Below are 12,302 nucleotides of genomic sequence, written 5' to 3'. Positions count from 1 at the left end.
TCCGGGGGAAGGAAGGATCAGGGGAACCCCGCATTTTAGCGGGCCGCCCCTGCACGGCTTCGCCCGGCAGCCATGGCATACATTCGGACCATGAAAGGCTTGCACCTCACTGCCGACCTGTACCGCTGCCGCTGCGAGGCCCTGTGGCTGACCGACGCGCAGAAGCTGGGGGAGTGGTGCATGGCCGCCGTCACGGCCGTGGGCCTGGAACCGGTGGGCCACCTGTTCCACGCCGTGCCCGCAACCGCCAAGGGCCCCGGGGGTGTGACGGCAACCGTGCTGCTGGCCGAATCGCACATCTGCCTGCATACCTGGCCCGACGAGCGTGGCGTCACGGCGGACGTGTTCGTGAGCAACTTCGGCGGCGACCACTCGGCCAAGGCCCGCGGGCTGATGTTCGCGCTGGTCAACCGGTTCCAGCCGGAATGGACCGAGCAGCGGTCGCTCGATCGCGGCGAAGAGGAATGAAGTGACTTCATGATGCGACAGGCCATGATCCTGGCGGCCGGCCGCGGCGAGCGCATGCGGCCGCTGACCGACACCTGCCCCAAGCCCCTGCTGCCGCTCAAGGGCAGGCCGCTGATGGGCTACCACCTGGACGCCTTCGGCCGCGGCGGCTTTCGTGACGTGGTGATCAACACGGCGTGGCTGGGCGAGCAGATCGAATCGCATTTCGGCCACGAGACGCCCGCAGGCGTGCGCATCGCCTACTCGCACGAAGGCAAGGACTTCGGCGGGGCGCTGGAAACCGCCGGCGGGATCCTGCGGGCGCTGCCGTTGCTGGACGAGGTGTTCTGGATCGTTGCCGGCGATGTCTACATGCCGCAGTTCCTGTTCACGCGCGCCGCGTACGACCGGTTTGCCGCCAGCGGAAAACTTGCGCACCTGTTCCTGGTGCCCAACCCGGTTCACAACCCCAAGGGCGATTTCGGGCTCTCAGCCGACGGACTCGCCCTGAACACGGACGCCAGGCGGCATACCTATTCCACCACCGCCCTCTTTCGCCGTACCTTCTTCGACAGCCTGCCGTCCGGAAATCCGGAAGGACTGAAAATTGCCCTGGCGCCGCTGCTGCGCAAGGCCATGGACCGCGGCCAGGTCAGCGCGGAGTTGTACGCCGGGCCCTGGACCGATGTCGGCACGCCGGAACGGCTGGCCGCGCTGGACGCTGCGCCGTAAAGACGCGGAGAATGCAGGCATGAACACCACCGTGCCCACTTCCGTGTACGCCCAGCGGCGCGCCCGCCTGGCGGCCAAGCTCGGCGGAACCGGCATCGCCATCGTGCCGACAGCGCCGGAGCGCCCGCGCAACCGCGATTCTGATTTCCTGTACCGCCACGACAGCTACTTCTATTACCTGACCGGCTTCACCGAGCCGAACGCCTGCCTGGTGCTCACGGGCGACGGCAAGAGCACCCTGTTCTGCCAGCCCAAGGACCTGGAGCGGGAGATCTGGGACGGTTACCGCCTCGGCCCCGAAGCCGCGGTCGGCGCGCTGGCCTTGGACGCAGCCTTCCCGGTGACCGACCTGGACCAGCAGATGCCCAAGCTGCTGGAGAACCGCGCCACCGTCTGGTTCCCGTTCTCCATCCACGAAGGCCTGGAGCAGCGGGTCGCGGGGTGGTTGACCCAGGTCCGGGCCCGCGTCCGTTACGGCGCCTTGTGCCCGGAGCAGCAAAGCGACCTGTGCGCGCTGCTGGACGAGATGCGGCTGTTCAAGGACGCCCATGAGCAGGATGTGATGCGCCGCGCCGCGGCCATCAGCGCCCGCGCCCATGTGCGCACCATGCAGGCCTGCGCCCGCATGCTGCGCGACGGCCGCGACGTGCGCGAGTTCCACCTCGACGCCGAACTGATGCACGAGTTCCGCATGGGCGGCTCGCAGTCCCCTGCCTACAACTCCATCGTGGCGGCCGGCTCCAACGCCTGCGTGCTGCACTACCGCGCCGACGTCGCGCCGGTGCGCGCCGGCGAGCTGGTGCTGATCGACGCCGGCTGCGAGCTCGATGGCTACGCCAGCGACATCACCCGCACCTTCCCGGCCGACGGCAAGTTCACGGGTCCGCAGCGCGCGCTGTACGACATCGTGCTGGCCTCGCAGGAGGCCGCGGTGGCCGCCACCAGGCCGGGCGCGCGCTTCACCGACCCGCACGAGGCCGCGGTCAAGGTGCTGGCGCAAGGCATGCTCGATGTCGGCCTGCTGGCCCGCGACAAGGTCGGCTCGCTGGAGGACGTGATCGAGAAGCGCGCGTACTTCCCCTTCTACATGCACCGCACCGGCCACTGGCTGGGGATGGACGTGCACGACTGCGGCAGCTACGTGGAGCCGGGCGAGGTGGGCCAGGTGAGCGAGCGCAAGGACCCGCTGTCCGGCGAGATCATCAAGAACCGCCCCAGCCGCGTCCTGCAGCCCGGCATGGTGCTGACCATCGAGCCCGGCATCTACGTGCGCCCGGGCGAGGGCGTGCCGCCGGCCTTCCACAACATCGGCATCCGCATCGAGGACGACGCCATCGTCACCGCGCAGGGCTGCGAACTGATCTCGCGCGGGGTGCCGGTGCGCGCCGAGGAAATCGAGGCCCTGATGCGCGCCTGACGCGCGATTTCCGACAAAAAGGGAACGTTTCGGCCAAGAAGTGTCACACTTCATTTCCAAAACGTGTGCTTTGTCACGTGGAACCCCATGGCACGGCACTTGCCCGTGTATCCCATCGGAGTACCGCGATGAGACCCCTCAAAAGTAAACACCAGCAGGCCGGCTTCACGATCATCGAACTGATCATCAGCGTCGCGATCGTCGCCGTGCTGGGCTCGATCGCGCTGGCGCAGATGCGGGACTACTCGCGCCGCGCCAAGATCTCCGAGCTGGTGATGGCGGTCGGCACGTGCAAGAACACCGTGACGGAGGGCTACCTGTCCCGGGACAATGCGCCCGAGCCGGGCCGCTGGGGGTGCGAGTCGGCCACCCCGAGCTCCAGGTACGCCGGACCGATCCAGACCTCCGCCGATGGCGCGATCCGCGTTGCCATCGACAACCTCGATGGCCTGGTGAACGGCCGGTACGTCTACCTGGTGCCGGTGCTCGGCGGGGGGACGCCGATGTCGACCAACGTGCATCTCGGGCAACCCGTGCGTCAATGGGCCTGCGGCTCCGACTGGCAGCCGGTGCTCAACGCGCTGCCGTCCAACTGCCGGACCGACACCACGGCCATCGCCGCGGGCAGCGACTTCGAGTGAGGCCGAGCTAAACCAGGTTGCGCAACTCCCGCAGCGCCACCGACAGCATCGCCAGGTCGCTTCCCGGCGTCTCCTGCAACTCCGCCAGCAGCCGCCGCGCGCGCTCCAGCGCCTGCTTGTTTCCCTGCTCCCAGTGATCGAGCACCTGCCGCGCGTCGCCTTGCTGGCTGCCGACGGCCTGCAATGCGATGGACCGCTGCAGGTCGGTCAGGTCGTCGGACAGCGCCAGCTTCGCCAGGCTGTGCCAGAAGCTGGCGGCCGGCAGCAGCTCGATCTGCTGGCGCATCCGCTCCAGGCCCAGCCGATCCCCGACGCCGGCGTGCACCTGCGCGGTGAGCTGCAACGGGTGCTTGCTGCTCTCGGCGATCTCGGCGATGTCGAGGGCGTTGAACCACATCTCCGCTCCGTCGACCAGCGTGGCCACCGGCTCGGGCACGCCCGCCTCGATCCATCCGGCGGCCCGCGGTGACGCGGTGGCCTCGGCCTCGCGGTGCGTGCGCAGCGCCTGCACCGCGGGTGCGAAGCGCTCCACCAGCTGCTGCGTCGGCTCCAGCAGCCGCCGCGAGCGCAGGAACCAGGTGGTGGCGCGTGCGACCAGGCCGCGCAGCGTGATGACCATCTCCGCCTGCACCACGTCCGACACCTGGCTGTCCAGCGCTTCGATCTGCTGCCACAGGGGCACCAGCCCGAACACCTCGCGGCTGGCCAGGTAGGCGCGCACGACTTGCGGCGCAGTGGCGCCGGTGATCTCGCCGAGCCGGTGCACGAAGGTCGGACCCACCCGGTTGACCATGCTGTTCAGGACATGGGTGGCGATGATTTCGCGCTTGAGCGGATGGCGCGGAATGTACGCGGCGAACTTCTCCTTGAGTTGCGTCGGGAAGTAGCGCTCCAGCGCGGTGGCGACCCACGGGTCCTCCGGCAGGTCGGAGGCGATCAGTTCGTCGTTCAGCCACATCTTGCTGTACGCCAGCAGCACCGCCAGCTCGGGGCTCACCAGTCCCAGCCCGCGCGCCTTGCGGTCGGCAATGGCTTCGTCCGTGGGCAGGACCACGATGGCGCGATCCAGCTCGCCCTTCTTCTCCAGGAAGCGGATGAAGCGGGCCTGCTCGTCCAGCATGCGCGGGGCGATCCGTACGCCGATGGACAACGCCTGGCTCTGGAAATAGTTGTCGCGCAGCACCAGCGCCGCGACCTGGTCGGTCATCTGCGGCAGCAAGGTGTTGCGTTGCTTCTCGGTGAGCTCGCCGTCCGCCACGGCCAGCCCCAGCAGGATCTTGATGTTGACCTCGTGGTCGGACGTGTCGACGCCGGCGGAGTTGTCGATGGCGTCGGTGTACAGCTTCACGCCGGCCAGCGCGGCCTCGATGCGGCCGCGCTGGGTGAAGCCCAGGTTGCCGCCTTCGGCCACCACCTTGCAGCGCAGTTCGCCGCCGTTGATGCGCACCGCGTCGTTGGCGCGGTCGCCGACATCCGCGTGGCTTTCGGCGGAGGCCTTGACGTAGGTGCCGATGCCGCCGTTGTACAGCAGGTCCACCGGCGCCTTGAGGATGGCGTTGACCAGCTCGGTCGGCGTCAGTTGCTCCGCATCGATGCCGAGAACGGCGCGGGCTTGCGGCGACAGGGGCACCGACTTTTCAGACCGGGCCCAGACGCCACCGCCCTCGGAGATCAGCTTGGCGTCGTAGTCGGCCCAGGACGACCGCGGCAGCTTGAACAGCCGTTCCCGCTCGACAAATGCCGCTTCGGCCGAGGGCGATGGGTCGATGAAGATGTGGCGATGGTCGAACGCCGCAATGAGCCGGATGTGCCGCGACAGCAGCATGCCGTTGCCGAACACGTCGCCGGACATGTCGCCGATGCCGACCACGGTGAAGTCGGTCGATTGCGTGTCGAGCCCCAGCTCGCGAAAGTGCCGCTTGGTGCTTTCCCAGGCGCCGCGCGCCGTGATGCCCATGGCCTTGTGGTCATAGCCCTGGCTGCCCCCCGAGGCGAAGGCGTCACCGAGCCAGTGGCCGTATTCCGCACTGATCGCGTTGGCGAAGTCCGAGAAAGTGGCGGTGCCCTTGTCGGCCGCCACCACGAGATAGGGATCGTCGCCATCCACCCGCACCACCTGCGGCGGCGGCACCGGTTGCCCCGCCACCAGGTTGTCGGTGAGGTCCAGCAAGCCGCGCAGGTAGTCCTGGTAGCAGGCCACGCCTTCCTTCATGAAGGCTTCGCGGTCGCTCGGCGGCGGCGCCTTCTTCAGCACGAAGCCGCCCTTGGAGCCGACCGGCACGATGACGGTGTTCTTGACCATCTGCGCCTTCACCAGCCCCAGCACCTCGGTGCGGAAGTCGTCCGGCCGGTCCGACCAGCGCAGCCCGCCGCGCGCGACCTTGCCGCCACGCAAGTGGATGCCTTCGAAGCGCGGCGAATACACCCAGATCTCGTACAGCGGCCGCGGCTCGGGCAGGCCCGGCACCTGGTGCGAGTCGAGCTTGAAACTGAGGAAGGGGCGACGCGGTCCCGGCGCGCCGCTGGCGCCGACGCCGGTGCGCCAGTAGTTGGTGCGCAGCGTGGCCTGCACCAGCGCCAGCAGTTGCCGCAGCACCCGGTCGTCCGACAGGTTGCTCACCTTGTCCAGCGCCTGCTCCAGCGCGTTGACCTGCGCGGTGGCGCCAGCCGCGTCGTGGGCCGCGGGGTCGAAGCGCAGGCGGAACAGCGACACCAGCATGCGCGCGATGCGCGGATGCGCCGCCAGCGTGGCCATGATGGTGGCCTGCGTCTGCGCGAAGCCGACCTGCTTGAGGTACTTGGCATAGGCGCGCAGCACCACGATCTCTTCGGCCGACAGGCCGGCCAGCAGCACCAGCCGGTTGAAGTCGTCGTTTTCGACCTCGCCGCGGAAGACGCGTGCGAACGCATCTTCGAACAGGCGCGCCAGGGCCTGCGGGTCGATCTCCGCGTTCGGCTGCGCCTGCAACGTGAAGTCGTGCATCCACACGGTGTCTTCGGCCGCGGCGAGCTGGATGCGGTGGTTGTCTTCGGCCAGCACGCGCGCGCCCATGTGTTCCAGCATGGGCAGGCTGTCCGACAGGATGACCGGCGCGCCGCGGCGGTACACCTTCAGGCCCAGGCTGCCTTCGGCGGCGCCGAGCGGCCAGTACAGCGCCAGCGCCAGCGGCGCGGCGGCAGTCAGCGACTCGATCTTGCGGATGTCGTGCACGGCGGCGCGGGCCGGAACCCGCTCGCGATAAGCCACCGGAAAAGCCGCCCCGAAGCGGCGGTCCAGTTCCAAGCCGGTGGCTTCGCCTTCCACCTCCACCAGCGCCTCGCGCAGCTCGTCCTCCCAGCGCCGCGCCGTGGCGGCCAGGCGCCGCTGCAGATCCTTCGGGTCGAACGCAGGCAGCGGCTGCTGCGGCGCAACGCGCACGGTGAAGTGCACGCGGGCCAGCTGCGTGCCCGACAGCAGCACGTCGAAATCGATGTGGACGCCGCCCAGCGCCTGCAGCAGGATCTGCTGGAACTTCAGGCGCAGCTGGGTGGAGAACGCTTCACGCGGCATGAACACCAGGCAGGAGACGAAGCGGTCGAACGGGTCCTTCCAGGCGAACAGGCGCAGCCGGTGCCGGCCACCCAGCGCCAGGATGCCGAGCGCGGTGTCGTACAGGTCCTCCAGCGGAATCTGGAACAGGTCGTCGCGCGGGAAGGTCTCCAGCGTGTGCTCCAGCGCCTTGGCCAGGTGCCCCCCCGGCGCGAAGCCTGCGCGCTGCGCGATGGCCTCGACCTTGCGGCGCAGCAGCGGCGTCTCGTAGACACGGGAGGCGTAGGCGGCCGACGTGAACAGGCCGATGAACCGGTGCTCCCCGATCACCTGCCCGCGCGCGTCGTAGCGCTTGACGCCGACATAGTCCGTATAGCCCTCGCGGTGCACGGTGGACCGGGTGTTGGCCTTGGTCACCACCAGCGCCGGCGACGGCGCACGGGCGAGGGCGCGCGCCGTCGCCGGCAGCGCGGCAAAGCTGGCCGACGGTGGCGCCTCCATGCCGTCGCGCAGCAGGCCCAGCCCGCTGCCTTCGACCGGCTTGAGCAGCAACTCGCCGCCCTGTTCCACCAGGTCGTGCTGCCGGTACCCGAGCAGCGTGATGTGGTCTTCGGCCAGCCACTGCAGGAAGGCGCGGCTCTCGGCGGCCTCCTCCGCGCCCACGCCCGGCGGGCTGGCCAGCGACGTGGCCGCTTCCTGCAGGCGCGACAGCATCGGCTTCCAGTCCTCCACTGCCACCCGCACGTCGGCCAGCACCCGCTCGATGCCTTTCGCCAGCGCGGCCCGGCGCTGCGGGTCGACCACGCGGTCCACCTCGATGGTCATCCAGGATTCGCGCGGCTGCTGCGGCGCCGCCACCCTCGGCGCCAGCGACTGCAGCATGCCGCCGGCATCGCGTTGCACGGCGAAGATCGGATGCACGATCAGGTGCAGCGTCAGGCCCTGGCGCGCGATCTCCATGGACACCGAGTCCACCAGGAAAGGCATGTCGTCGTTGACGACCTGCACGATGGTGTGGCGCGATCCCCAGCCGTCTTCGCCCGGCGTCGGGCTGAGCACGCGCACCTTGGCGCTGCGCGGGTTGCGCTGCTGGCCGAACTGGCAGTGCGACAGCAAGGCGCCGAGCAGGTCTTCCGGCGTGCGCTCCTCCAGGTCCTCCACGTCGACCTGGCGGAAGTACTCGCTGGCCAGGGCGTCCAGCGGCATCGGCGTTTGCGCCTTGCGGGCGGCGCCGACTGCGGCGATGAGTTCGAGCCGCTCCTGGCGTTTCGCTTCGGCAGTTGCCATGCTGATATTCCTCCTGGACCGGCGCGACTTTACGCCCGTGGCCGCCGCGCGGGTCCCGTACGGACATGCCACATCGGCATGGCCCCATGCCAGGGTTTTCCCACCCGGCCCGGGTCTACAATCACTGGCACTTTCCAAGAACAAGCGAGCGAGCGCCGTCGCGCCAGGAGACCGGATCCCATGCCCATCGATTCCCCGGCGCAAGCCGACAAGCGCGCCGAATTGCGCCAGGCCGCGCTCGAATACCACGAGTTCCCGACCCCCGGCAAGATCGCCATCGCGGCGACCAAGCAGCTGGTGAACCAGCACGACCTGTCGCTCGCTTATTCACCCGGCGTGGCGTCGCCCTGCGAGGAGATCGTCAAGGACCCGACCAACGCGTTCCGCTACACCGCCCGCGGCAACCTGGTGGCCGTCATCACCAACGGCACCGCGGTGCTGGGACTGGGCGACATCGGCCCGCTGGCGGCCAAGCCCGTGATGGAAGGCAAGGGCGTCCTGTTCAAGAAGTTCGCCGGCATCGACGTGTTCGACATCGAGATCGCCGAGAAGGACAACCTGGACAAGCTGGTCGACATCATCGCGGCGCTGGAGCCGACGTTCGGCGGCATCAACCTGGAGGACATCAAGGCGCCGGACTGCTTCTACGTGGAGCGCAAGCTGCGCGACCGCATGAAGATCCCGGTGTTCCACGACGACCAGCACGGCACGGCCATCACCGTCGGCGCCGCCATCCTGAACGGCCTGAAGGTGGTGGGCAAGGACATCAGCAAGGTGAAGCTGGTGACCTCGGGCGCCGGCGCCGCGGCGCTCGCCTGCCTGGGCCTGCTGGTGAAGCTGGGATTGCCCCGCGAGAACATCTTCGTCACCGACCTGGCCGGCGTCGTCTACAAGGGCCGCAAGGAGCTGATGGACGAGGACAAGATCCAGTTCGCGCAGGAGACCGCCGCCCGCACGCTGACCGAGGTGATGGAGAACGCCGATGTCTTCCTGGGCCTGTCGGCCGGCGGCGTGCTGAAGCCCGACATGGTCAAGAAGATGGCGGCGAATCCGCTGATCCTGGCGCTGGCCAACCCCAATCCGGAGATCTCGCCGGAAGACGCCAAGGCCGCGCGCGCCGACTGCATCATCGCCACCGGCCGCACCGACTATCCCAACCAGGTCAACAACGTCCTGGTGTTCCCCTACATCTTCCGCGGCGCGCTGGACTCCGGGGCCACCACGATCACCACGGAGATGGAGATCGCCGCGGTGTACGCGCTGGCCGAACTGGCGCAGGCCGAACAGAGCGAGGTGGTGGCCGCGGCGTATGTCGGCCAGCAATTGTCGTTCGGCCCGGAATACCTGATCCCCAAGCCGTTCGATCCGCGGCTGATGATCAAGATCGCGCCGGCGGTGGCGCAGGCGGCGATGGACAGCGGGGTGGCGCTGCGCCCGGTGAAGGACATGGACGCCTACCGCGACAAGCTGCAAAGCTTCGTCTACGCGTCGGGCACCACCATGAAGCCGATCTTCACCGCGGCCAAGACGGCGGTGAAGAAGCGGGTGGCCTTCTGCGAGGGCGAGGAAGAGCGGGTGCTGCGCGCCATCCAGATCGTGGTGGACGAGCACGTGGCGCGGCCGACCATCATCGGCCGGCCGAAGATCATCGCCCAGCGCATCGACAAGTTCGGCCTGCGGCTGCAAGAAGGCCGCGACTACGACGTCGTCAACGTCGAACAGGACGACCGCTACCGCGACTTCTGGCAGACCTATCACCGCATGACGGAGCGCAAGGGCGTGACGGTGCAGATGGCCAAGATCGAGATGCGCCGTCGCCTCACGCTGATCGGCGCGATGTTGCTGCACAAGGAGCAGGTCGACGGCATGATCTGCGGCACCTGGGGCACCACCAACCTGCACCTGAGCTACGTCGACCAGGTGATCGGCCGGCGCGCCGGCGTGAATACGTATGCCTGCATGAACGGGCTGCTGCTGCCGAACCGGCAGGTGTTCCTGGTGGACACGCACGTCAATTACGACCCGACCGCGGAACAGCTGTCGGAGATCACGCTGCTGGCGGCCGAGGAAATGCTGCGCTTCGGCCTGAAGCCGAAGGTGGCGCTGCTGAGCCACTCCAACTTCGGCAGCAGCAACCAGCCCAGCGCCGTGAAGATGCGCCGCACGCTCGACCTGCTGCGCGAGCAGGCTCCCTGGCTGGAAGTGGATGGCGAGATGCATGGCGATGTCGCCCTCGACGGCGCCGCGCGCCAGGCGCTGATGCCAAGCAGCACCCTCTCCGGCGATGCCAACCTGCTGGTGCTGCCGAACATCGATGCTGCCAACATTTCCTACAACCTGCTCAAGACGGCAGCGGGCGGCAATATCGCCATCGGCCCGGTGCTGCTGGGTGCCGCCAAGCCGGTGCATATCCTGACGGCGAGCACGACCGTGCGCCGCATCGTCAACATGGCGGCCTTGACGGTGGCGGACGCCAACGCGGCGCGCTAAGGCCCGCCTAGATAGCTGGCACTAACTTTTGAGTTGGTGACCGGCTGTCGAAAGCCCTTGCTGGGTGCCCAAAAATTGGGCATCGGCTTGCCTTTTGCCTGGACATCGGTCACACTAGCCCGCTTGAAGTTCCGGGTAAACCCGGAGTGTGCGTCCCTCGAAGATCTCCCCAGAAGGTCCGTTCATGGCTCGGTCGGCTTCCCTCAAGTCAGTGCTCACCAGCGCCTTGATGGCCGCCGTTGTGACCGCCGCCCCTCTTGCGCAAGCACGGGGTCCAATGGACGGAGCGCGGAACGGGATGGCCACGGTGCATGTCACCGAGCTGCCCCGGCCTGGCCGGGAGGTCTATGAACTGATCCGCCTGGGCGGGCCGTTCCCATACGACAAGGATGGCACGGTGTTCGGCAACCGGGAGCGGCTGCTTCCGATCGAAAAGCGCGGCTACTACCGCGAATACACCGTGGCGACGCCTGGATCACGCGACCGGGGCGCCCGGCGCATCGTTTGCGGCGGCCCCTCCCGGACGCCGCATGCCTGTTTTTACACCGCTGACCATTACGCCAGTTTTCGCCAGATCGTGGAGTGAACCCCCAAATGAAGCGGGACCTGTTTTTGACTACCGAGAAAGAAACGGAGATGGAAAAACCACTTCGTCCTGAGACCACCGAATCGCCCATCAAGGGCGTCCGGAGCAATATCGTGCAGTCGATCCGCGCCTTCCGCGTGTCCGACCTGCAGGAGGTCGCCACCGGCCTGGGCCACCACTTCCTGTATGCCAACCTGGCCACGGCCCAGAGCAAGCAGGACGTGCTGGACATGATCGCCCAGCAGTTCACGTTCCCCCAGCACTTCGGGAAGAACTTCGACGCGCTGTACGACTGCATGACGGACCCACTGCACAAATCGGGCCCGCAGCCCGGCTTCATCGTGGTGCTGGAGCACATCCCGGCCAACGGGAAGTTCGACAAGGAGGCGCGCGAGCAGCTCCTGGACATCTTCCGCGACACCGCCGACTTCTGGGCAGACAGGAAAGTACCTTTCCGCTGTTTCTATTCTTTTCAGTAGCCCGTTCCGCGCAACAAGGCCAAGCGGAACGGGCGAACGAGGCCCAGGGGGAGACGGTGCAACAGCCGGCAGCCCTGGTAGAAGGTGAAAAGATGCCGACGGACAAGCTGCTGGACGTGAGTCCGCTGGCTCTGCGCATGAGCAGTCCGTTCAATGCGGGTTACTGGCTGGCAGCTGCCTAGCCGTTGACCGCTTGTACGAAGCCGGGCACCGCCCGGCTTTTTTCATGGCGAAAGCGTGTCGCTTCCTTGCACCGTTGAGCAGTAATTCACAGACGAGCTTGCCGGCACCCTCTACAAAGCAGGCATGAAGAACCTTTGCGCAAGCACCCTCCTCCTCGCCCTGGCGGCGATGCCCTTGTCTGCCCTTGCCGACAACTGCAAGATCAAGATCAAGGACAAGAACGGCCACTACCGGGAAGACATCAAGTGCAAGGGCCATCCGCACGGCGACGTGCGCGTGCATGCCGTCGTGCCGGGGCCCGTGGTCGTCCAGCGCCCGGCGGTCGTTGTTCGCCAGCCCGCAGTGGTGGTTCGTCCGGCCGTGGTGGCCACGCCGGCCGTCGTGGTCCGCCAACCTGCCGTGGTGGTCCGTCAGCCCGCGGTGGTCGTCCGGCCGCCGGCGGTGGTGGTCACGCCGCCGGCTCCTCCGCGCGTCACCGTCCGGGTGAACTGAGGCTTTCCCGCATCGCTTC

9 protein-coding genes are annotated in these 12,302 nt (G+C 67.8%); 8 read left to right on the top strand and 1 reads right to left on the bottom strand.

Translation table 11 applies throughout. The features are described from left to right. The first annotated feature begins 90 nt into the window (after positions 1-90). From WG902_RS05245 to WG902_RS05230, 4 genes are all read left to right on the top strand, one after another. Positions 91-468 (top strand): S-adenosylmethionine decarboxylase family protein, encoded by a 378-nt coding sequence (locus WG902_RS05245; protein ID WP_340058881.1) that lies wholly within the window; start codon positions 91-93, stop codon positions 466-468. Between the two features lie 9 nt (positions 469-477). Beyond that, positions 478-1,179 (top strand): N-acetylmuramate alpha-1-phosphate uridylyltransferase MurU, encoded by a 702-nt coding sequence (murU, locus tag WG902_RS05240; RefSeq protein ID WP_340058880.1) that lies wholly within the window; start codon positions 478-480, stop codon positions 1,177-1,179. Between the two features lie 19 nt (positions 1,180-1,198). Then, complete coding sequence (locus tag WG902_RS05235; RefSeq protein WP_340058879.1) at positions 1,199-2,596, top strand: aminopeptidase P N-terminal domain-containing protein; 1,398 nt, start codon at positions 1,199-1,201, stop codon at positions 2,594-2,596. 128 nt (positions 2,597-2,724) lie between these two features. Next, positions 2,725-3,237: a pilin gene (locus WG902_RS05230; protein WP_340058878.1), complete on the top strand. Its 513-nt coding sequence runs from the start codon at positions 2,725-2,727 to the stop codon at positions 3,235-3,237. 7 nt (positions 3,238-3,244) lie between these two features. On the opposite strand, the gene WG902_RS05225 is transcribed toward WG902_RS05230, so the two are convergent. Beyond that, positions 3,245-8,053 (bottom strand): NAD-glutamate dehydrogenase, encoded by a 4,809-nt coding sequence (locus tag WG902_RS05225; RefSeq protein ID WP_340058877.1) that lies wholly within the window; start codon positions 8,051-8,053, stop codon positions 3,245-3,247. Positions 8,054-8,233: 180 nt separating this feature from the next. On the opposite strand from WG902_RS05225, the gene WG902_RS05220 reads away from it, so the two are divergent. The 4 genes from WG902_RS05220 (at position 8,234) to WG902_RS05205 (ending at position 12,283) form a co-directional block, all read left to right on the top strand. Next, on the top strand, positions 8,234-10,543 hold the full coding sequence (locus WG902_RS05220) for an NADP-dependent malic enzyme (RefSeq protein WP_340058876.1): 2,310 nt from the start codon (positions 8,234-8,236) through the stop codon (positions 10,541-10,543). A gap of 229 nt (positions 10,544-10,772) precedes the next feature. Beyond that, positions 10,773-11,129, top strand: a complete 357-nt coding sequence (locus WG902_RS05215) for a ribonuclease domain-containing protein (RefSeq protein ID WP_445263666.1) — start codon at positions 10,773-10,775, stop codon at positions 11,127-11,129. Between the two features lie 50 nt (positions 11,130-11,179). Further along, complete coding sequence (locus WG902_RS05210) at positions 11,180-11,608, top strand: barstar family protein (protein ID WP_340058874.1); 429 nt, start codon at positions 11,180-11,182, stop codon at positions 11,606-11,608. A 306-nt stretch (positions 11,609-11,914) separates the two neighbouring features. Next, positions 11,915-12,283 carry a hypothetical protein gene (locus WG902_RS05205; RefSeq protein ID WP_340058873.1) on the top strand — a complete coding sequence of 123 codons (369 nt, stop codon included), beginning with the start codon at positions 11,915-11,917 and terminating at the stop codon, positions 12,281-12,283. Positions 12,284-12,302 lie beyond the last annotated feature (19 nt).

Source organism: Ramlibacter sp. PS3R-8 (assembly GCF_037572435.1).
GTDB lineage: Bacteria > Pseudomonadota > Gammaproteobacteria > Burkholderiales > Burkholderiaceae_C > Ramlibacter.
The sequence above is the reverse complement of the archived record's forward strand: the minus strand, read 5'-3'. Positions and strand labels throughout refer to the sequence as shown.

Coding starts and splice junctions, on each gene's coding strand:
- WG902_RS05225 (WP_340058877.1), bottom strand. CDS start 8,053: ATGGCAACTGCCGAAGCGAAACGCCAGGAGCGGCTCGAACTCATCGCC.
- WG902_RS05205 (WP_340058873.1), top strand. CDS start 11,915: ATGAAGAACCTTTGCGCAAGCACCCTCCTCCTCGCCCTGGCGGCGATG.
- murU (WP_340058880.1), top strand. CDS start 478: ATGATGCGACAGGCCATGATCCTGGCGGCCGGCCGCGGCGAGCGCATG.
- WG902_RS05220 (WP_340058876.1), top strand. CDS start 8,234: ATGCCCATCGATTCCCCGGCGCAAGCCGACAAGCGCGCCGAATTGCGC.
- WG902_RS05230 (WP_340058878.1), top strand. CDS start 2,725: ATGAGACCCCTCAAAAGTAAACACCAGCAGGCCGGCTTCACGATCATC.
- WG902_RS05235 (WP_340058879.1), top strand. CDS start 1,199: ATGAACACCACCGTGCCCACTTCCGTGTACGCCCAGCGGCGCGCCCGC.
- WG902_RS05215 (WP_445263666.1), top strand. CDS start 10,773: ATGGCCGCCGTTGTGACCGCCGCCCCTCTTGCGCAAGCACGGGGTCCA.
- WG902_RS05245 (WP_340058881.1), top strand. CDS start 91: ATGAAAGGCTTGCACCTCACTGCCGACCTGTACCGCTGCCGCTGCGAG.
- WG902_RS05210 (WP_340058874.1), top strand. CDS start 11,180: ATGGAAAAACCACTTCGTCCTGAGACCACCGAATCGCCCATCAAGGGC.